Source organism: Achromobacter sp. PD1, assembly GCF_048541815.1.
GTDB classification, from domain to species: Bacteria; Pseudomonadota; Gammaproteobacteria; order Burkholderiales; family Burkholderiaceae_B; genus Achromobacter; species Achromobacter bronchisepticus_A.
This window is the reverse complement of sequence record NZ_CP183349.1, coordinates 2,460,265-2,481,080: the sequence shown is the minus strand read 5'-3', so window position 1 is coordinate 2,481,080 and position 20,816 is coordinate 2,460,265. Positions and strand designations below refer to the sequence as shown.

13 protein-coding genes are annotated in these 20,816 nt (G+C 66.9%); 3 read left to right on the top strand and 10 right to left on the bottom strand.

Annotated elements, in window-relative coordinates:
- The first annotated feature begins 105 nt into the window (after positions 1–105).
- A complete protein-coding gene (locus tag ACM1PE_RS11660; protein WP_419343341.1) occupies positions 106–390 on the top strand; it encodes a hypothetical protein in 285 nt (94 codons plus the stop codon).
- Between the two features lie 234 nt (positions 391–624).
- Positions 625–7,353, top strand: coding sequence for an autotransporter outer membrane beta-barrel domain-containing protein (locus tag ACM1PE_RS11655; protein ID WP_419343339.1), 6,729 nt, complete (start codon positions 625–627; stop codon positions 7,351–7,353).
- A 78-nt stretch (positions 7,354–7,431) separates the two neighbouring features.
- On the opposite strand, the gene arsH is transcribed toward ACM1PE_RS11655, so the two are convergent.
- From arsH to ACM1PE_RS11625, 6 genes are all read right to left on the bottom strand, one after another.
- Positions 7,432–8,154 (bottom strand): arsenical resistance protein ArsH, encoded by a 723-nt coding sequence (arsH, locus tag ACM1PE_RS11650; RefSeq protein ID WP_419343338.1) that lies wholly within the window; start codon positions 8,152–8,154, stop codon positions 7,432–7,434.
- A 95-nt stretch (positions 8,155–8,249) separates the two neighbouring features.
- Positions 8,250–9,437: an MFS transporter gene (locus ACM1PE_RS11645; RefSeq protein ID WP_419343337.1), complete on the bottom strand. Its 1,188-nt coding sequence runs from the start codon at positions 9,435–9,437 to the stop codon at positions 8,250–8,252.
- Between the two features lie 3 nt (positions 9,438–9,440).
- Entirely contained in the window at positions 9,441–10,520 is a 1,080-nt protein-coding gene (arsB, locus tag ACM1PE_RS11640) for an ACR3 family arsenite efflux transporter (protein WP_419343336.1), read from the bottom strand.
- Between the two features lie 4 nt (positions 10,521–10,524).
- Positions 10,525–11,025: an arsenate reductase ArsC gene (locus tag ACM1PE_RS11635; RefSeq protein ID WP_059379781.1), complete on the bottom strand. Its 501-nt coding sequence runs from the start codon at positions 11,023–11,025 to the stop codon at positions 10,525–10,527.
- Between the two features lie 8 nt (positions 11,026–11,033).
- Positions 11,034–11,528, bottom strand: coding sequence for an ArsI/CadI family heavy metal resistance metalloenzyme (locus ACM1PE_RS11630; protein WP_419343334.1), 495 nt, complete (start codon positions 11,526–11,528; stop codon positions 11,034–11,036).
- A gap of 13 nt (positions 11,529–11,541) precedes the next feature.
- A complete protein-coding gene (locus ACM1PE_RS11625) occupies positions 11,542–11,868 on the bottom strand; it encodes an ArsR/SmtB family transcription factor (protein ID WP_059379779.1) in 327 nt (108 codons plus the stop codon).
- Positions 11,869–12,148: 280 nt separating this feature from the next.
- On the opposite strand from ACM1PE_RS11625, the gene ACM1PE_RS11620 reads away from it, so the two are divergent.
- Positions 12,149–14,329 (top strand): mechanosensitive ion channel family protein, encoded by a 2,181-nt coding sequence (locus ACM1PE_RS11620; RefSeq protein WP_419343333.1) that lies wholly within the window; start codon positions 12,149–12,151, stop codon positions 14,327–14,329.
- Positions 14,330–14,339: 10 nt separating this feature from the next.
- Here ACM1PE_RS11620 and ACM1PE_RS11615 read toward each other — a convergent pair whose 3' ends face one another.
- From ACM1PE_RS11615 to ACM1PE_RS11600, 4 genes are all read right to left on the bottom strand, one after another.
- Complete coding sequence (locus tag ACM1PE_RS11615; protein ID WP_419343332.1) at positions 14,340–14,966, bottom strand: hypothetical protein; 627 nt, start codon at positions 14,964–14,966, stop codon at positions 14,340–14,342.
- A 69-nt stretch (positions 14,967–15,035) separates the two neighbouring features.
- Entirely contained in the window at positions 15,036–16,481 is a 1,446-nt protein-coding gene (locus ACM1PE_RS11610) for an efflux transporter outer membrane subunit (protein WP_419343330.1), read from the bottom strand.
- Positions 16,482–16,486: 5 nt separating this feature from the next.
- Positions 16,487–19,630: an efflux RND transporter permease subunit gene (locus ACM1PE_RS11605; protein ID WP_306632686.1), complete on the bottom strand. Its 3,144-nt coding sequence runs from the start codon at positions 19,628–19,630 to the stop codon at positions 16,487–16,489.
- 18 nt (positions 19,631–19,648) lie between these two features.
- Positions 19,649–20,770 (bottom strand): efflux RND transporter periplasmic adaptor subunit, encoded by a 1,122-nt coding sequence (locus ACM1PE_RS11600; protein ID WP_419343329.1) that lies wholly within the window; start codon positions 20,768–20,770, stop codon positions 19,649–19,651.
- Positions 20,771–20,816 lie beyond the last annotated feature (46 nt).

Sequence of the window (20,816 nt, the reverse complement as noted above, 5' to 3'; positions counted from 1 at the left end):
CTTCCGGTATCGGCTCGCAGCCAAGCCGGGATAGGCCGTGGGGATGGACATCGCCCGCGGCAAGGACCAGAACGCCTTTTACATCCTGGTCGGGAGCGCATGGCGATGAAGAGAAACGACGCAAACCCGGAGCTGGAGGCAGGCGCCTCCCAGCTCGGCAACCTGCTGCAATTCCTGGCCTGGATCGCCGAACGGCCGCGCACCTATGCGCAGACCATGGACGCCTGGCGCAGTTCCTGTCCGCGCCTGTCCGCCTGGGAAGACGCGACCGCCAACGGACTCGTGGACATGTCCCGGGACCGGGACGATGCGCGCGCCGAACCGGTCGTCATCCTGACGCCAAAAGGCCGGACCCTCCTGGCGTCGGCCGGCGCCCGTGCACGCCCTTGATACGAAGGGCCGGCTGCCTCGCGCCAACCTTTGCTTACATCCGCTCCCGGCTCGATGTAACGATGTAGCTTTTTTTGCCGATTTCGTCGAAAAAAAGCGCTGATTCGTCGAAAAAGCGTTGCACCGACCACACGGCCTGCGGATTCTAGTGGCGAAACTTTGCCAGTTACTACTGAGCGACGCGTCCAGCTGCCGGACGGGTTCCGCGCTCAGGCAACAAGAATCCGCTCATCCATGAAGCCCCTCTCTCGCCCCACGCGCGGCCACGGCCTGCCTTTCCCTCTGCTGCGGCAGAACACCTTGCGGCTGGCCATCGCGTCCGCGCTGGGCGCCTGCGCCTGGGGCGCGGCGGGCAGCGCGCAGGCCGGCTACGCATGCGCAGGCGGCCCCACCTTGAACGTGCCGTCCGGCAACTACCCAAGCGCCCAGGCCATCTGCGAGGGCGACAGCGGCGTAGACCATGACAACGAAAAGAACGGCCAGAACGGACCGGACGTGTCGGTCACGTCCTCGGGCAACTACAACGCCAACGAGAACCAGACCCGGCTGAACCCAGTGGGCGTGGTCACGGCCATATCGCGCGGCGGCGACGGCGTGGATGAAGGCACGGCAGGCGATGGCGGCCACATCACCGTGTCCAGCAGCGGCGACATCGCGCTCAACGGCACGGCGCTCAGCAACTTCAACAGCCTGATCATGGCGGTCTCGTCCGGCGGCATCGGCGACCCCGCCAACGACAACAACGATTCGAACGGCGGACATGGCGGACTGGGCCAGAACGTGACCGTGACCAATTCCGGCAACCTGACGCTGGCGGGTTCATTGCCCACCCCGCGCCAAGGCTTGTACGGCATCAACGCGCGGGCCGTGGGCGGGGCGGGCGGCGACCAGAACGATCCGACGCTGGAATACGGCGACCAAATCGGCGGCAATGGCGGCAACGCCAGCACGGTCACGGTCAGCAACACCGGCGCCATCAACCTGGGCAGCAGCGCCACAAGGCTGCGCACCTACGCAACCGGCGCGGCCATCTACGCGAACTCCGTGGGCGGCATGGGCGGCTACAACAACGGCAATGCCGGCACGGGCGGCACGGTGCAGGTAACGCACCAGGGCCAGGCCAACAGCTACTGGCAGGTTTTCGACAGCGGCACGGTCTTTGGCATCTATGCGCAAAGCATCGGCGGCGACGGAACCGCGTCGACCGACAACAGCGACAACGGCGGCAACGGCGGCGGCACCTCGGATAGCTGGACCCAGAAGGTGACCGTGGACGTGAACGGCTCGGTGCTGCTGGACGTGGCCGGTTCGGCGGCCGGCGCGACCGTGCAGGGCGCCGGCGTTGCCGCCCGCGCCATCGGCGGCAAGGGCGGCAAAGGCCCGGACAAGGACCATTCCGGCGGCAATGGCGGCGCGGGGGGCGCCGTGGCGATCAATCTCTATCAGGGCGGCAGCGTCGCGACCCGCGGCGACAACCTGCCCGGCCTGGCGGCGCAAAGCCTGGGCGGGCAGGGCGGCGACGGCACCGACAGCACCAAGCTGGCCGGGCAGGGCGGGGGCGGCGGGTTTGGCGGCAACGCCAGCGCCGTCAACATTTCCACCGCCAGCGGCAGCGCCATCAGCACCACGGGCAAGTTTTCCACCGGCATCGTGGCGCAATCGGTTGGCGGCGGCGGCGGCACGGGCAGCGACTTCGTGTCGGTGCTGGGCGGCCAGGGAGGCAACGGCGGCAATGGCGGCAACGCCGGCGCGGTCAATGTCGCGACCGCCGGCACGGTCACCACCGGCGGCGACCACGCCTACGGCGTGCTGGCCCAGTCCATCGCCGGCAGCGGCGGGGCAGGCGGTGCGGACACGGCCGAACTCGTTTCCCTGGGCGGGGACGGCGCAGGCGGCGGCGCGGCCAGCCAGGTCACCATGAGCAACAGCGGGTCCATCGCCACCTCGGGCTACAGCTCGCACGGCATGATCGGCCAGTCCATCGGCGGCGGCGGCGGCGCTTCCGGCAGCGCGACCGGCCTGCTGAGCGTGGGCGGCAGTTCGGCCGGGGCCACCGGATCCTCCGGCAGCACGGTGGTCATGGGCAATACCGGCTCCATCTCGACGGCCGGCAACGCCGCCATCGGCATGGTGGCCCAGTCCATCGGCGGCGGCGGGGGCAGCGGCGGCGACAGTATCGGCGTGCTGGGCGTGGGCGGTGGCGGCGCCGGGGGCGGCGCGGGCGGCAACGTCATCATCCAGGACCTGGGCTCGATCCAGACCGCCGGCCAGTTCGGCGCGGGCGTGCTGGCCCAATCCGTGGGCGGCGGGGGCGGCAACGGCGGCGATACCTTCACCGCATCGGTGGGCGTATCGGTGGCGATCGGCGGCAGCGCCAGCGGCGGCGGCAACGGCGGCACGGTCTGCATGAGCAACCAGGGCGGCTGCGACGGCACGCTGACGTACTCCACCTCGAACATCGCCACCCATGGCAACTACGCGCCCGGCATCATCGCGCAAAGCGTCGGCGGGGGCGGCGGCACGGGCGGCAGCGTCAAGAACGCCAGCGTGGCGTCCTTCGCGGCCTTGCAACTGGGCGGCAGCGGCGGCGCCGGCGGCAATGCCGCCGAGGTCAAGGTGGGTTACAGCAACCTCAACATCAGCACCGGCGGCTCGCACTCGGCCGGCATCCTGGCCCAGTCCATCGGCGGAGGCGGCGGCAACGGCGGCGACGCCAGCTATTACGACGTGACGATCGGTTTCAACGCGGCGGTGGTGCTGGGCGGCAGCGGCGGCTCGGGCGGCGCCGGCCAGTCCTCCATCGTGAACCTGAGCGGTTCGCACGTCGCCACGGGCATGGACTACGCCAGCCCGAACATCGATCCCGCCACTTATGCGCCCAACGATTCGTTCGGCATCCTGGCGCAGACCATAGGCGGAGGCGGCGGCAATGGCGGCAGTTCCAGCGCCAGCGACCTGGTGGTGGCGGTGCCCACCGGCGAGGGCGCATCCCTGGCGTTCAACTTCGAAGCCGCGGTGGGCGGCAGCGGCGGGGCGGGCGGCAGCGCCTGCCCGCCGGGAGACGCGGCGTGCGTCACCCAGATCAACCTCAGCAACGGCTCCACGGTCGCCACCCTGGGCGACGGCTCCCACGCCGTGATGGCGCAATCCATAGGCGGAGGCGGCGGCAATGGCGGCGATTCGTCCGTGCTGTCCACCGTGCTGGGCGATGCGACCACGATCTCGCTGTCCGCGGGCATGACACTGGGCGGTTCCGGCTCGGCAGGCGGCGACGGCGGCGCGGTGGGCGTGAGCCTGGGCGATGCCAACGGCGCCTATGTCGCCATGCCGCCGTCGTTGCTGACCCCGCCCGGCGTGCGCGTGCCGCCGGCGTCCACCATCGTGACCTATGGCGACTACGCCAACGGCGTGTTGGCGCAATCCATAGGCGGAGGCGGCGGCAACGGCGGGGTCGGCAGCAGCAATGCCTACACCCACGGCGGGCCCACCAACGTCAAGCTGACCCTGGCCCTGGGCGGCACCGGCGGCTCGGGCGGCACCGGCGGCAATGTGGACGTGACGCAGAACCCCAACTTCGCCATCCGCACGCTGGGCTCGGGCTCGCGCGGCATCGTGGCGCAGTCCATCGGCGGCGGCGGCGGTGCCTCGCAGGGCGGCACGCTGAACGTGGCCGGCAGCGCCGAGGAACGGCCGTCCGCCCGCCTGCAGGTGGGCCTGGGCGCCACGGGCGGTTCCGGCGCCACCGGCGGCAGCATCGCCGCGGTCTTGCTCGGCGCCATCCGCACCGAAGGCGGCGATGCCGACGGCGTCCTGCTGCAATCGATCGGCGGCGGCGGCGGTCTGGGCGGATCGCTGGGCGCCGACGCCTCGTCCTATCCCATCCTGGACCGCATCGGCAACCACAGCGACAACAAGGAACGGCTCGACGACGAAAACAGCACTTATCAATTCGGCGTCGACGTGGGCGGCACCGGGGGCACGGGCGGTCATGGCGGCAACGTCACCGTGAACTACGCGGGCAAGATCGCCACCGCCGGCGACTGGGCCGACGGCCTGGTCGCCCAATCCATAGGCGGGGGTGGCGGCGTGGGCGGATCGTCCAGCGCCTCGGGCAGCAAGATCAAGGCCAACGCGATCATCGGCGTGGGCGGCAGCGGCGGCGCGGGCGGCAACGGCGGCGCCCTGAGCTTCTACTTCGACGACGACCATGGCAACAGCATCGCCACAACCGGCTACAACGCCTACGGCGTGCTGCTGCAATCGATCGGCGGGGGCGGCGGGCAGGGCGGCGACGGTTCCGATCAGGCCCAGGGCACCATCACCGTCGGCGCCTCCTTCGGCGGAACCGGCGGCGTGGCCGGCGACGGCGGCGGCATCCTGACCTCTGGCGGCGGCAGTTGGCTGAACGTCCAGACCACGGGCGACGACTCTCCGGCGCTGGCGATGCAGTCGATCGGTGGCGGCGGCGGCACGGCCGGCGCGGGCAACAGCAGCTCCAAGCTGCAGCAGGACAGCCATTCCATGAGCGTCGCGGTGGGCGGCAACGGCGGCTTGTCCGGCTCGGGCGGCAACATCGATGTCGCTACCGGCATCGCCGCCACCACGCAAGGGGCGCGCGCCTACGGCGTGCTGGCGCAATCGATCGGCGGCGGCGGCGGCCTGGGCGGCGCGGGCGACGCCAGCAATCTGGCCAGCGTGTCGCTGGGCGGGCGCGGCGGCGCGGCCGGCGATGGCGGAACCGTGACCTTGACCTTGAATGCCGACGGCCACATCAGCACCAGCGGCGCGGGCTCGCATGGCCTGATCGCCCAGTCCATCGGCGGCGGCGGAGGCATCGCGGGCGACACCAGCAAGGGGCTGCAATTGGGTTCGGGCGGTTGGACCCCAAGCGGCGGGCAGACGGGCGGCAGCGGCAGCGGCGGAACGGTCGCTCTCAATGTCGCCAGCAATATCGAAACCCACGGCGCCTACGCCTTCGGCGTAATCGCCCAATCCATCGGCGGCGGGGGCGGGCTGGGCGGCAATGCCGCTGGCGGCTTCGCCGGCAGCACGGCAGGCGCCGGCAGCACGGGATCAGGCGGGAACGTCACGCTGACGCAAAGCGGCAGCATCGCCGCGACCGGCGCCGGCGCCACCGGCATCTTTGCGCAAAGCGCCGGACCCCAGGGGTCTGGCCAGGTGGCCGTCACCGTCGACGGTTCGGTCAGCGGCGGCACCGGCGCGGGCGCCTATGGCGTCTGGATCGTGGGCGACCAGCAGAACACGCTGACCGTAGGCGCGGCGGGCATGATCGCGGCCGGCGCCGGCGGCAGCGCGGTGCGCTACGACGGCGCCACCCTGCAGCAGGCCAAGACCGTGAGTTTCCTGGCCAGCGCCCCCAGCGCCAGCCTGTCCATCAACAATGCGGGGACCGTCCTCGGCAACATCGAATGCGGCGGCGGCGCGGGCGGCATCGCCTGCAATGTCTGGAACGCCGCCAGCGGCACCCTGAGCGACGCCACGCTCTATCAGGCCAACATCGACAACGCGGGTGTCGTGGCCATAGGCAGGACCGGCGCCTTCGACACGCTCACGGTCGCGGGGAATTTCAACCTGCGGGCCGGCGGCCTGCTGCAGGCTGACGTGGACTTCGCCAACCTCAAATCGCCGAGCATGGTGGTGCAGGGCGACACCCGCCTGGACGGCCAGGTCAATGTCCAGCCCATCACCTTGCTGCCCGATCACGAAGTCACCGTGGCGACGCTGCAAGGCGATGTGCAAGGCAGTCCCGTTGCCAAGGACAGCCCGGTGATCGACTACGACGCCAGGCTGGACGGCAAGAACGTGCGCGTGCGCGCCGCGCAGGCCGACTTCGCCGCGCCGTCCATGCAATTGGCCGCCAACCAGCGCTCGGTCGCGAGTCATCTGCAAGGCGCCTGGAACCTGGGCGGCAATGCCGCCATGGCGTCCTTGTTCGCGGCGCTGGACATGGCCTCCCGCGAAAGCGCCGACACCTATTCGAACCGGCTGTCCGACCTGTCGGCCGGCGTCACCGTGGCGCCCGCCGCGCAGATGCAGGCCAGCATGGCGCGCTTTACCGGCGCCATGATGTCGTGCCCGGCATTCCAGGGCGGCGACGCGCTGACCGGCGAGCAGGATTGCCTCTGGGGCCAGGTGTCCGGCATCAATACCAACCAGGACGGCGACGGCGGCGTCTCCGGTTTCTCGTTCGATGGCGTCACCTACCAGTTCGGCGGCCAGCGCCAGGTCAGCCCGGGCTGGTTCCTGGGCGGCTCCGTCGCCTACCAGAACAGCCATCTGAGCGGCGACGATGGACGGGTCAGCGGCAAGGGCGACAGCGGCTATGCCGGCGTGGTGGTCAAGCGCGAAACCGGGCCCTGGACCCTGTCCGCGGCCCTGGGCGGCGGCTATGGCCAATACGATATCAACCGCAGCATTCGCATCCCCGGCATGCAGAGCACGGCCGACTCGGACCTGGACGTCTATGGCGCGGCCTTGCGCCTGCGCATCGCCCGCACCTACGCCGCGGAACACGTCTACCTGAAACCCTATGTGGATCTGGACGCGTCCTACACCCATATGCCCGGCTACAGCGAATCCCGCGACGCCCTGCATCTGGACGTGGAAAGCAGCAACCAGTTCGTCATGGCGCTGTCGCCGACGCTGGAGCTGGGCGGCAAGGTGGCGCTGAAGAACGGCGCGTCCATGCGCCCCTACATGTATGGCGGCGTGTCGTTCCTGTCCAAGAACGAGTACACGGTCAAGTCGCGCTTGCAGGGCGCGCCGGCAGGCTCCGGCGCCTTCGACACCTCGGTGCCCATGGACGACGTCATCGGCCGCATCGGCGCAGGCCTGCAGGTGTCGAACGCCGGCGGCCTGGACTTCCGGCTGCAGTACGACGGCGACTTTTCGTCCCACATACAAAGCCATCGCGGCACGTTGAAGGTAATGGTGCCGTTCTGACCACCCGGATTCTTGTTGACCCCAGTGATTTCAGCGTCTGGAACACGCAGCTCAGCCGCAAGTCGCCCTCCGCCACAGCTAGATTGAGCTTTGCTTCATTCGGCTCGACAGCGCAGCGGCGGTTTCCTTGCGTTCGCTGTAGCGATCCACCAAGTAGGGTGTCGAATCCCGAGTGAGCAACGTGAACTTCATCAACTCCTCGACAACGTCCACGATTCGATCGTAGTAAGGGGAGGGCTTCATACGTCCCGTATCGTCGAACTCTTGGTAAGCCTTGGCTACCGACGATTGATTCGGGATAGTCAACATGCGCATCCAGCGCCCCAACACCCGCATCTGGTTCACGGCGTTGAACGACTGCGAGCCGCCCGACACCTGCATCACCGCCAGCGTCTTGCCCTGAGTCGGTCGCACGGCGCCCACCGACAGCGGGATCCAGTCAATCTGCGTCTTCATCAATCCCGTCATCGCGCCGTGACGCTCGGGCGAACTCCAGACCATGCCGTCGGCCCATTGGACCAATTCGTGAAGCTCACGAACCTTGGGATGGTCCTCCGTGGCGTCATCGACCAGCGGCAGGCCGGAAGGGTTGAACAACCGGGTTTCGCCACCCAGCGCCTCGAGCAGGCGCGCCGCTTCCTCGGCAACCAAACGGCTGTAAGAACGCTCCCGCAACGACCCATACAACAGCAGGAAGCGCGGCGCGTGCGTGGCACGTTCGGGCGAGAACAGCTCGGCCAGGCTTGGTTTTTCAAACAGCGAGGGATCGATATTCGGCAAATCGGCGAGGAACTCAGACACGGTTGCCCTCCGCATCGCGCGACGTGCGGCAGGCCGGGTTGTGATAAATCGTGATGGAACTCATGAAACACCTCTATTGATACGGAATTCAAACTTCAATCGAGCGCAGGCCGCGCTCGCAGTACCAGCAAGGCCGCGCAGGCCGCCAGGCCTATGGCCCCGGATAGCCACAGAGCGTTGGCGCCCCATGCGTCCAGCGCCAGGCCGAAGAGAAACGGGGCGGCCGCTTGCGCGACACGCGCCGGCATCATCAACCATCCCTGGCGGGCGCCATAGCCCTGCGGGCCAAACAGCGCCAACGGCAACGTGCCCTTGGCGATGGTCAGAATGCCGTTGCCCGCTCCGTGCAGAATGGCGAACACCGGCGCCATTACCGGTCCGCCGGTCAACAGCACCGCAACGCCGGCCGGATGCGCAAGAGCCGCCAGGCGCGCCGACAACAAGGGATGAACCTGGCGTAGCAGCCCAAACTCGAGTAGGCGTCCAGCCACCTGCGCGGGACCGATCAGCGCGCCCACGGCCACAGCAGCGGCGAGGGTCGCGCCAGCAGCTTCCAGCATGCGCGGCAAGTGCGTGGCCATCGCGGTACTGATGAACCAGGTCGCAGCAAACACGAAAGCGAGGAGGGCAGTGGCATACCTCTGCGGTTTCGACTCGGGCACGGCGCGCGGCCCGGCATCCACGCTGCCGGTGACATTCGGGGCTTCCGCCTTCGGAACAGCCGCCGCCTTGGGGAGCCAGGCGTTCAGCGGCAGGCCGACCAATAGATGCAAGCCTGCCCAGCCCAGGCATGCGCCGCGCCAGCCGAACTGCGCTTCCATCCAGGCGGAAAGCGGCCATCCCACGGTACTGGCGAACCCTGCGATCAGCGTGATCCCCGTAATGGCGCCACGGGCACGATGACCATAGAGGCGCACCAGGCTGGAAAACGCCGCCTCGTATAGTCCGGATCCCATCGCCACTCCCATGACGAGCCAGGCGGCCACCATCGTCCAGAGCCCCTGAGCGCTGCCTAGCATCCCCAGCCCCAAGGCGAACAGCAAACTCGTGCCGACCAGCACGATGCGACCACCGCGACGATCGATTGCTTGTCCTGCCCACGGGCCGACCAGTGCCGATGCAACCATGGCTATCGAAAAGGCCGCGTATACCGTTGGCGCGGAGAGCTCCAGATCGCGAGCCATTGGATCGGCCAGCATTGCCGGCAAGTAGTAGGAAGACGCCCAGGCCAGGGTTTGGGCCGTTCCCAGGGCGCCGACAACGCGGACAGGGGCGCTGGCCATACATCAATTCCGCATGGCGCCAGCGTCGTACCAGCCTTTGCTCCGATTGACGATCCGCACGACGAGCAACATCACGGGCACCTCGATGAGCACGCCAACGACAGTCGCCAACGCGGCACCGGACTGGAAACCAAACAGGCTGATCGCGGCGGCAACGGCCAGTTCAAAGAAATTGGATGCGCCGATTAGCGCCGACGGGCACGCAATGCTGTGCTTCTCGCCGACCCGGCGATTGAGCCAGTACGCCAGGCCGGAGTTGAAGAACACCTGGATAAGAATGGGTACGGCCAGCATGGCGATAACCAGCGGCTGCCCGATGATGGCCTCGCCCTGGAACGCGAAGAGCAGTACCAGCGTCAGCAGCAGGGCGGCCATCGAGAATGGCCCGATTCGCTCCAGCGCCGCTTCAAACGCCGCCTGGCCGCGGCGAAGCAGCGCCCGGCGCCAGAGCTGGGCAAGAATGACCGGAATCACGATGTACAGCCCGACGGACACCAAGAGCGTGTCCCAAGGCACGGTGATGGCCGATAGACCCAACAGCAGTCCAACCACGGGCGCGAACGCGAACACCATGATGGTGTCGTTCAGCGCCACCTGGGACAGCGTGAAAACCGGATCGCCGCCGGTCAACCGGCTCCAGACGAAAACCATGGCGGTACACGGCGCCGCGGCCAGGAGGATCAGGCCGGCGATGTAGCTATCCAATTGGTCGGCGGGCAACCACGGGGAAAAGATCTGGCGGATGAAAAGCCACCCCAGAAAGGCCATCGAAAAGGGCTTGACGGCCCAATTGATGAACAGCGTCACGCCGATGCCGCGCCAATGCTGCTTGACCTGGCCCAGTGCGCCGAAGTCCACCTTGAGCAGCATCGGAATGATCATCACCCAGATCAGGACCCCAACCGGCAGGTTGACCTGGGCGACCTCCAGGCGGCCAATCGCCTGGAACAACGCCGGCATAAACTGCCCAAGCGTCACCCCCAGGACGATGCAGAGGAAGACCCACAACGTGAGGTAGCGCTCGAAAACACTCATCCCGGGGCGCTCGCGCGGGGCCGGCGCCGCCTGCGTACTGGACGACATCGGTTTACTCCCGGGACTGGCCAATGCCGCGCAGCTCGGTCTGCAGCGACATGGCATCGAGGCGGTCAAGCGGCAAGGACAAGAACAGTTCGATACGGCGCTTGAGCATTCGCGCAGCTTCGTGGAAGGCCTTGAGGCGTTCTTCCTCGCTGCCCTCATGCGCCGCCGGATCCGCCACGCCCCAATGCGCAGTCATCGGATGCCCCGGCCATACCGGGCAGACTTCACCCGCCGCGTTGTCGCACACCGTGATGATGAAGTCCATCCTGGGGGCATCCGGGGTGGCGAACTCGTCCCAACTCTTGCTCCGGTACCCATCCGCGGGCAACGAATAGGATTTGAGGGTGGCGAGAGCTAGAGGGTGGACCTCGCCCTTGGGAGTGCTACCAGCCGAGTACGCCTGAAACCGGCCAGCGCCCAAACCCTTAAGCAGCCCTTCGGCCAGGATTGAACGCGCGGAATTGCCTGTGCATAGAAAGAGCACATTGAAAGGGGAGTGCGACATGAGATTTCCTAGCAGCAACGGGTAGTGGAGTTTGCTTGTGGTGTACAGCAACCGGTGGGCGCCGCAGCTTTGATCGACGGCGAATCGCAGTCGGGCGCCGCCACCTGATCGACATGAGCGCTGTGCGCCTCGCCATAGACGGGGATGGAGCCCAGCGTGTGGAAGTGCTCCCAGGCCAATCCTTGTGGATCGGTGACCCAGTATTTCTCGCTGCGGGCATAGCAGCAGGACGTTTCTCCCTGATCATCCAGAACCAGGCTCGCAGCCTGCGCCCGGGATTTCAATGCATCCAGTTCCTCGGCGCTGTCGGCCTGAATCCCGAAGTGATCAACGCCCAGGCCGGCGCCACGGGTCGATACGGCGAAGTTCACAGGAGGATCATCCAGCATCCACTTTGCGTAGTCGGATTCGACGCGGGCTGGCTCAAGGGCGAAAAGCCGGGAATAGAAACCAATGTTCCTGGCCAGGTCATCGACATGTAGATGGACGTGGAAGCGCTTCATGGAGAACTCCTGATTAGCAGGTCGTGCAGGCCGCGGGACCGGAAGCCTCGCAGGGCGCTCCCTGGCAACAATGCTCGGTGAGATAGCCGAGCAAGCCATTCATCTTCGAGAAATCGGCGCGGTAGATCAGATTGCGCCCCTGTTGCTCGACGCTGACCAGGCCCGCATGCGCCAGCTCCTTCAGGTGAAAGGAAAGCGTGTTGCGCGCGACTCCGAGCTGGTCCGCCAGGACGCTAGGCATGAGTCCTGGCAACCCGGCCACCACGAGCGCGCGGAAAGTCCGCAGTCGTTGGGGATGGGCGAGAGCGCCGAGCGCTGAGATGGCTTGATCTTCGTTCATGATTCAATCATACAACGATTGTTGAATTATTGGCCAATGGAGAACTGCCGCGGATAGAGCGCGAAGCTCATATCACTTACTTTACATAATATACATTATGCGTATTACGGATAGATCAGGCAGAGTTGCCCATAGCCGCTGGCGGACAGCTTGGCATCCTTCGCCACAATCCCGAGCTGACGGTCCAGGAATCGCTCTGCCGGCGGCTTGCAAGACTAAACCTTGCGCCACATCCGGGACTCCTCTAAAACGTATCCGTATCATCACCAGCGAGGCGATCTTGCAAGTTTCAACCCTGCGCCATTTCCGCCTGTACCTGCCGCTGATACTCCTCGCGTTGATCCTGGGTTTCCCTCCGGCCTCGTCTGCAGCGCTACCCAGCCTGACCGGATCGACTGCCAGCAAGCCCGTCGACCGCACGGAGCTGAACCAATCGCTGGACCAGGTCATCCAGACGCTGGAAAACGACAAGCAACGCGCAGACCTCCTGGGCCAGTTGAAGCAACTGCGCGACGCCACCAAGCCAGGTGCGACGAACGAAAAAGACGGCATTCTCGCCCTCATCCGCGACACCGCCGAAAGCCTGGAAAGACGCCTGGACGGCCCCGAAGGCGCCTTGACCCGCTGGGGCATGCTGTACCGGCAGGCACGAGCCGAACTCGCAACCGGTTTGCCCGCATGGCGCGAGTGGCCCACGCTGATAGCCGATTTCCTGATGGTCCTGGCGATCTGGGCCGGTCTGGCCCTGGCGCTGCGCTGGATAGGCCGGCGCCTCGAGCGCCGTCGGGCGCCGGCGGACGCGGCGCGCGGCCGTCCGAAGACCCGCCAGCTGCTCTGGCAGGCGGCGCGGCAGTTGGCGCCCTGGGCCATCGCCTTCGTGATCATGCTCTCTCTTTCCGTCCTGACGCCGGACTCCGTGGGCCGGCTCGGGGCCTTGGTGCTCGCCTACGTGTTGCTCGTCGGCGCCTTGTTTTCATCCCTCTGCCTGATCGCCCTGACCCTGCTGGACGGCCCGCACCGCGGCCAGGCGCTCGACATCCTGCAGCGGCGCGCGGCCTTGCCACTCTGGCTGATAGGCAGCTTGGCCGCCCTGGGCGACGCCTTGCACGATCCTGAGATAACCGGCGTGTTCGGACCGGGCATCGCGCAATTCGCCGGCCTGTTGGCCAACGTGGCCGCCGCGACGCTGAGCGCGCTGTTCATCCTGCGGTTCCGCCGGCCCGTCACGCACCTGATCCGCAATCAGCCCAGAGATCGTCGCGTCAAGCGCCAGGGGCTGCACAAACTGTTGCGGCTGGTCGGTCCGCTGTGGTTCATCCCATTCCTCATCCTGGTCGGCATCTCGCTGGTCACCACCCTCGCCACCGCCGACGACAGCGATCAGGTGATACGCCGCGCCCTGCTCTGCGCGCTGGTGGCCATCGCGGGCATGGCCGCAAGCGCCATCATCCGCCGCGCCTACCTGAATTCCAGCCGCGCCGCCAACCGGCGCACTGCCTACCTGGGACAGTTCAGATACTTCGGCTACACCGTGCTCTGGGTCGCCAACCTGCTGGTGTTCCTGGAAATCGGCCTGCGCGTGCTGGGCCTGTCGCTGATCGGGCTCATGGAAACCAGCGGATCGGCGATCGGCCCCAGGGTCGCGAGCTTCGTCGGCACCCTTCTGGTGGCCTGGCTGATCTGGATACTCACGGACACCGCGCTGCAGCACGCCCTGGGCGCAAGCGGGAAGAACCGGGCCAATGTCCGCGCGCTGACCATGCTGCCGCTGATTCGCAATATCCTGTTCGCCACGATTTTCGTGATTGCAGTGATCGTCGCGCTGGCCAACATGGGCATGAACGTCACGCCGCTGCTGGCTGGCGCCGGTGTCATCGGCCTGGCCATCGGCTTCGGCGCGCAATCGCTGGTGGCCGACCTTATCACGGGCTTGTTCATCATCATCGAGAACTCCCTTTCCATCGATGACTACGTGGACGTGGGCAATCACCTTGGGTTTGTCGAGGGGCTGACCATTCGCACCGTGCGCTTGAGAGACCTGGATGGCGTGGTGCACACAATTCCGTTCAGCGAGATCAAGACCATCAAGAACTACTCGCGCGAGTTCGGCTACGCCATGTTCCGCTGGCCGGTGCCGGCCACCATGCCGATCGACGACGCCGAGGCGCTGATCCGCGAGGTGGCCATGGAGCTGCGCACCGATCCGGCGATCTATCCCTTCCTGTGGTCTCCGATAGAACAGCAAGGAGTCGAAAGCTTCGACAACGGCCAGGCCATCCTGCGCTTCCGCTTCAAGACGGCGCCGCTGCGGCAATGGGAAGTCCAGCGCGCCTTCAACCTGCGCCTGCGGCGCCGGCTGGATCAGGCCGGACTGGAACCGTCCATGCCGCGCATGAACGTGCAGCTGTCCAGGGCGCGTCCGCCCAAGCGCTCGGCCGAGGCTTCGGACCAGAGCGCGTGATGCCCTTCCCTCACCTCCCTGCGTCGACGCGCTGCTTGAGCCGGACGCTAGCTCCCGCTTCATAGCCCGGCCATGGCGCGAAGACCTCGCGATAATGCCGGCCGAACAACACCGAGGTCGGACACCTGTAATCCGCCGCGTCGCCTTCCAACCGAACCAGCAAGCTATCGCCCACGCACTCCAACCCTGCCTCGGCCGCTTCGGGCCTGACGCGGCGGGTCATCGCGGGATCACGAAAGAAGTACGCATGGTCCAGGACGGCCAGGCAAACGTACAGACCCGCCACCGCCGTCAACCACAAGACTCCTGTCCTGAGAGCCGCCACGCCACGCACGCGTTCCGCGCGCGCCTGCAACGGCTTCGCAGCGACCAGGAGCGCCATGCTCAGCAATCCGGAGGCGAAATAGGCGGCGGGAGACCAGTTCCGCGTCTCCACATACGGCCCATTCCAGGTCGCAGGACCCATGACCTCAGTTCCCAATAGCAGCCCCGCCAGTGCCGCGCAGCCCGCCGTCGCGTGCCCGGCGCCCCGTAGCGCCGAACGGCCGTCCAACGGTCCGGCTGCGTAACGCAGCGCGGCAGCGATGTTGGCGTAGATCAGCAAGTAGCTGGCGGATAGAAACAGCATCGTCGTCACAGAGAATCCAGGAACCACCTTTCATGATTGCGGCCCGCCGCCAGGACCGGCCGCCGCAAGATGGCCGCCCTACTTTCCGGCCACCTCATCACCGCGCCAGCCGCCGCCCAGCGCGCGAAACAACGAGGCCAGGGCGATCTGGCGCTCGGTACGCACTTCGATCAGCGCGATCTGGTTGGCGAAGTCGCTGCGCTGCGCATCCAGGTAGCGCAGATAGTTGTCCACGCCGCCGCGATAGCGCGCCTCGGACAGGCGCAGCGCGGCCTGGCTGCTGTCGGTCTGCGCGCGCAGCGCGTCCTCCTGCCTGCGCAAGGTGTCGGTCGCGGCCAGCCCGTCCATGACCTCGCGGAACGCGGTCTGGATGGACTGTTCGTATTCGGCCACCGCCGCTTCCTTGCGGACCCGGGCCAAATCCAGGTTGGCCTGGTTGCGGCCGCCGTCGAAGATGGGCAGCGTGATTTGTGGCGCGAAGGACCAGGCCCGCTGGCCACCCGAAAACAGATCCGACAGATCAGAACTGGCGCTACCGAACATGCCGGTCAAGGAAATCCGGGGGAAAAATGCCGCGCGCGCGGCACCTATGTCGGCGTTACGTGCCTGCAAGCGATGCTCGGCGGCGAGGATGTCCGGCCGGTTGGTCAGCAGCTCGGACGGCACACCCGCACGCAGTTGCTGCACCAGCATGGGCGCGGCGCCGTCGTTGGGAGCCAGGTACGGACTCATGTCGCTGATTCCTGCCAACAGCGTCAGCGCATTGGTCGACTGCCGGTACTGCCGCTCCATGCGCGCCAGATCGGCGCGCGCCTGGTCCGCCAGGCCCTTCGCCTGCTCATAATCCAGGGCGCTACCAACGCCTTCGGCGCGGCGCCGGGCGATCAGTTGCAAGGACTGCTCACGCGATGCCAGCGTCCGCTCGGTATGCAGGCCGCGCTGGCGCGCGCCTTCGCGTGTCAGGTAGGCCTCTATCACTTCCGCGATCAGGCTGATGCGGGCGCTGTGGGCGCCGTTCTCGGTGGCCAGATACTCTTGCAGCGCCGTCTCCGACAGGCTGCGCACGCGGCCGAACAGGTCCAGCTCGAAAGCCGTGACGCCCACGCCGGCGCGCCATTCGCTCTGCACGCCGGACGTGCCATTGGTATTCAGATCCGCTGGATTATGCTGACGCGAGCCGCTGGCCTGGGCGCCGATGGACGGCGGCTGCTCGGACCGCTGCACGCGGTACATCGCGCGCGCCGCCTCGACGTTGAGCAAGGCGCGCCGCAAGTCCCGGTTATTGGCCAGCGCAGTTTCGATCAGTCCACGCAGCGTAGGGTCGGTCACGAAGCCGCGCCAGTCCAGGGTGGCGGCGGCCGAGCCCGTTTCGGACGCGAAGTCCGCCTGGCCTTCGGCGCCCCACTGTTGGGCGACGGGGGACGCGGGGCGCTCATAAGTCGGCGCCAGCGCGCAGCCCGACAGTATTGCCACGACGGCGGCGGCCGCGGCCAGCGGCTTGAACCGCATGAGGGTAAGGCTCATCGCTTTCACTTTTCACCTGCTTGGTTGGTCGCCAATTGGCCAGGCGCGGGCTGCGCCTTGCGGCGCTTGAACACGGATAGCGTCCAGACGAAGAACACGGGTACGAACAGCACGCCCAGGATGGTGGCGCTGAGCATGCCGCCCAGCACACCCGTGCCGATGGCGCGCTGGCTGGTGGCGCCCGCTCCCGTTGCGATGACCAGCGGCACCACGCCCAGGATGAAGGCGACCGAGGTCATCACGATGGGACGGAACCGCAGCCGCGCGGCCTCGATCGCGGCCTCCTTGAGCGAGCGGCCTTGCTCATGCAGGTCCTTGGCGAACTCGATGATCAGGATCGCGTTCTTGGCCGCCAGCCCGATGATGGTCACCAGCCCCACCTTGAAATACACGTCGTTGGGCAAGCCGGCCACGATCACCGCCGCCACCGCGCCCAGCGCGCCTACCGGCACGATCAGCAGCACCGACGCGGGGATCTTCCAGCTTTCGTACAGCGCGACCAGCACCAGGAACACCACCAGCAGCGCCAGCGCCAGCAGCATGGGGGCTTGCGAACCCGTGGCTTTTTCCTGGAACGACAGGCCGGTCCACTCGAAGCCGATGCCGGCAGGCAATTCCGAGATCAGGCGTTCGACTTCCTTCATCGCCTCGCCCGTGCTGCCGCCCGGCGCGGCATCGCCGATCAGCTTGATGCTGGGGTAGCCGTTGTAGCGGATCAACTGGACCGGGCCGTGCTTCCAGCCGATCTCGCTGAAGGACTCCAGCGGCACCAGTTCGCCTGCACGGTTGAGGACGTTGAGCTTGGCCACCGATTCCGGCGTATCGCGGCTTTCGGGCTGGGCCTGCACGATGACGCGCTGCATGCGGCCCTGGTTGGGAAACTCGTTGACCAGCGCCGAGCCGAACGCGGTGGATAGCGCCGAGTTGATGGCGTCGAACGACACGCCCAGGGCCTCGGCCTTGCTGCGGTCGATGCGCAGGTCCAGCTCGGGCGCGTCGGATAGGCCCTCGATCAGGATGTAGGAGAAGACCTTGGGATTCTCGTACACCTTTTTCATCAGGGTCTCAGTCGCCGACAGCAAGGCTTCCCGGCCCAGGCCCGCACGGTCTTGCAAGCGCAGCGCAAAGCCCGAGGAATTGCCCATGCCTTCCACCGACGGCGGCACCACCGAAAACAGCACGCCGTCGGGAACGCCCGCGAGGGCCTGGTTGGCCTGGTCCGCCTCGGCCATGGCCGACTCGCTCTTGCCGCGCTGGGCCCAATCCTTGAACATCACGAAGCCCAGGCCCGCGTTCTGGCCCTGGCCGGAAAAGCTGAAGCCTTGCAGTGTCAGCACGTCCGATACCGCCGGGCGTGTGTCCAGGTAGCCTTCCAGCTGCTGGGTCGTTTCCAGCGTGCGCGACAGCGTGGCGCCCGGCGGCAACTGCACGTCCGTGTTCATATAGCCCTGGTCTTCGGTCGGCAGGAAGGCCGACGGCAGGCTCGTATAGACGTAGCCCAGCGCACCCACCAGGACGACATACAGCACCATCATGCGGCCGGTGCGGGCCAGCAGGCGGGCATTGGTGGCCGAATAGCGCTCGGTCATGCGCGCGAACACGCGGTTGAACCAGCCGAAGAAGCCCTTCTTCTCGTGGTGCCCTTTCTCGATCGGCTTGAGCAACAGGATGCTGAGCGCCGGCGTCAGGGTCAGTGCCAGGAAGCCCGAGAACAGGATGGACACCGCCAGCGACACCGAGAATTGGCGGTAGATCACGCCAACGGAGCCCGTCATGAAGGCCAGCGGCAGGAACACCGCCGCCAGCACCAGCGTAATGCCCACGATCGCGCCGCTGATCTGCCCCATGGCCTTGATGGTCGCCTCCTTCGGCGACAAGCCCTCGTCGGCCATCAGCCGTTCAACGTTCTCGACCACCACGATGGCATCGTCCACCAGGATGCCGATCGCCAGCACCATGCCGAACATGGTCATCATGTTGACGGAGAAGCCCAGCGGCAGCATCACCGCCAGGGTTCCCAGCAGGCAGATGGGCACGACGATGGTCGGGATCAGGGTGTAGCGGAAGTTCTGCAGGAACAACAGCATTACCAGGAACACCAGGACCACGGCCTCGGCCAGGGTCATCAACACCTTGGAGATGGCCACCTCGACGAAGATCGAGGTGTCGAACGGCACGCTGTACTCAATGTCGCTGGGGAAATTCTTGGACAGCTCGGCCAGGCGCGACTTGATGCCCTTGGCGGTTTCCAGCGCATTGGCGCCGGGCGCGAGCTGCACGCCCATGGCCGCCGCCGGTTGGCCGTTCAGACGGCTGGACAGGCGGTAGTCCTGGCGTCCCAGCTCGATGCGGGCGACGTCGCCCAGCCGCACCGTGGAACCGTCCGGATTGGCGCGCAGCACGATGCCTTCGAACTCCGGGATGCTCGTGAGCTGGCCCTGGACCATGATGCTCGCGGTGATTTCCTGCGTCGCCGGACTGGGCTGTTCACCCGTGGAGCCGCCCGAGACCTGGACGTTCTGCGCGGCGATGGCCTTGTTGACCTCATCTACCGACAAGCCGTAGCCGACCAGCTTGGCCGGATCGATCCAGATGCGCAGCGCCCGTTCGGCCGCGAACATCTGTACCCGGCCCACGCCGGGCACGCGCCGGATTTCGTTGTTGATGTTGCGGGCGGCGTAGTCCGCGAGGCCCACCTGGTCCTTGCCGGCGTCCTTGTACGTCAGCGCGTAGATCAGCAAGAAGCTGGAACTGGCCTGCTCGAGCTGCAGGCCCTGCTGGATGACCGCCTGGGGCAGGCGCGACTCCACCCGCTTGATGCGGTTCTGCACGTCCACCTGCGCCAGGTCGGGGTTGGTGCCCGGCTCGAAAGTCACCGTGGTTTCCGCCACGCCCGAGCTGTTGCTCTGCGACTCGTAGTACAGCAGGCCCTTGGCGCCGTTGAGCTCTTCCTCGATCAGGCTGATGACGGTGTTATTGATGACTTCGGCGGATGCGCCCGGATAGGTCGCCTTGATGATCACCTGTGGCGGCGCAACGCTGGGGTATTGGGCCACCGGCAGCGCAAAGATGGCAAGCAGGCCCGCCAGGGAAATGAAGATCGCGATGACCAACGCGAAGTTGGGCCGCTGGATGAAGAAGTTCGGCATGATGTGATCCGTCCGGGCTCAAGGTTGTTTGACGGTCACGGGCGTGCCGGCGGGGATCTTGGCGGCGCCGTCCACGATGACCTTGTCGCCCGCCGCCAACCCCTGCGTAATCTGCCACTCCATACCCTGCATCGCGCCGGTCTGCACCGCGCGCTCCTCTGCCTGGCCCTCGGCCGACACCAGCAACAACTTGGCCTGGCCGTCGGCGCCGCGCATCACGGCGCGCTGGGGCACAAAGATCGCGTTCTGGTCCCTGCCCTGCTCCGCGCTGACGCGCACGTACATGCCCGGCAGCAGCAATCCGTCGGGATTGCTGAACTCGCCGCGCAGCAACACCTGGCCCGTGCCCGGATCCACGGAGACGTCGGAGAACAGGAGCTTGCCCTGGGCCGTGTAGTTCGTGCCGTCGACGCGCACGCTCACCGCCGATTCGCCCTGCCCGCCCGCCTGCATCTGGCCGCCCGCGGCGGCCTCGCGCAGCTTGAGCACCGCATTCACGGGCTGCCGGAAGTCCGCATAGATGGGATCGATCTGCTGGATCAGCGCCATGGGCGTCGATTCGCCCTGCCCGACCAGGCTGCCTTCGGTCACCAGGCCGCGGCCGATGCGGCCCGAGATGGGTGCGCGCACGCTGGCGTAGCCCAGATCCAGCTGCGCGGTCTTGACGTCCGCCTGGGCCGACTGCTGATTGGCCTGCGCAGTCTGAAGCGCGGCCACGGCGTCGTCATATTCCTGGCGGCTGACGGCCTCGATCTTCACCAGCGGCTGGTAACGGCTGACCAGGGCCTGGGCCTGCTTGACCTGGGCCTGGGTGCGCGCCAGCGCTGCTCGTGCGCGCCCCAGCGCGGCATCCAACGGCGCCGGCTCGATCGTGAACAGCAGATCGCCCTCCTTGACTGTGGCCCCTTCCTCGAAGTGCCGCTTCTGGACGATGCCCGCCACCCGGGCGCGCACTTCGGCCACGCGCACGGGCGAAATCCGCCCGGGCAGGTCGACCATGATCGCCTGAGGCCGGGGAGCAATGACCAGCGGCGCCACTTCGATGGGCGGCACCTGCGCCGCTTGCGGTTCCGGCTTGCCGCACCCGGCGAGAACGGCGAGTAGGCATAGCGCCACGGCGCTGGCTCTGAATCGGGTCATGTAGTCCTCTGACATCCATTGCCGCCTCAGGCTGAGGCGATCTAGG

What these genes read in the sequence shown, in the direction of transcription:
- ACM1PE_RS11660 (WP_419343341.1), top strand. Translation starts at nt 106, where the DNA reads ATGAAGAGAAACGACGCAAACCCGGAGCTGGAGGCAGGCGCCTCCCAG.
- ACM1PE_RS11655 (WP_419343339.1), top strand. Translation starts at nt 625, where the DNA reads ATGAAGCCCCTCTCTCGCCCCACGCGCGGCCACGGCCTGCCTTTCCCT.
- ACM1PE_RS11645 (WP_419343337.1), bottom strand. Translation starts at nt 9,437, where the DNA reads ATGGCCAGCGCCCCTGTCCGCGTTGTCGGCGCCCTGGGAACGGCCCAA.
- arsB (WP_419343336.1), bottom strand. Translation starts at nt 10,520, where the DNA reads ATGTCGTCCAGTACGCAGGCGGCGCCGGCCCCGCGCGAGCGCCCCGGG.
- ACM1PE_RS11635 (WP_059379781.1), bottom strand. Translation starts at nt 11,025, where the DNA reads ATGTCGCACTCCCCTTTCAATGTGCTCTTTCTATGCACAGGCAATTCC.
- ACM1PE_RS11630 (WP_419343334.1), bottom strand. Translation starts at nt 11,528, where the DNA reads ATGAAGCGCTTCCACGTCCATCTACATGTCGATGACCTGGCCAGGAAC.
- ACM1PE_RS11625 (WP_059379779.1), bottom strand. Translation starts at nt 11,868, where the DNA reads ATGAACGAAGATCAAGCCATCTCAGCGCTCGGCGCTCTCGCCCATCCC.
- ACM1PE_RS11610 (WP_419343330.1), bottom strand. Translation starts at nt 16,481, where the DNA reads ATGAGCCTTACCCTCATGCGGTTCAAGCCGCTGGCCGCGGCCGCCGCC.
- ACM1PE_RS11605 (WP_306632686.1), bottom strand. Translation starts at nt 19,630, where the DNA reads ATGCCGAACTTCTTCATCCAGCGGCCCAACTTCGCGTTGGTCATCGCG.
- ACM1PE_RS11600 (WP_419343329.1), bottom strand. Translation starts at nt 20,770, where the DNA reads ATGACCCGATTCAGAGCCAGCGCCGTGGCGCTATGCCTACTCGCCGTT.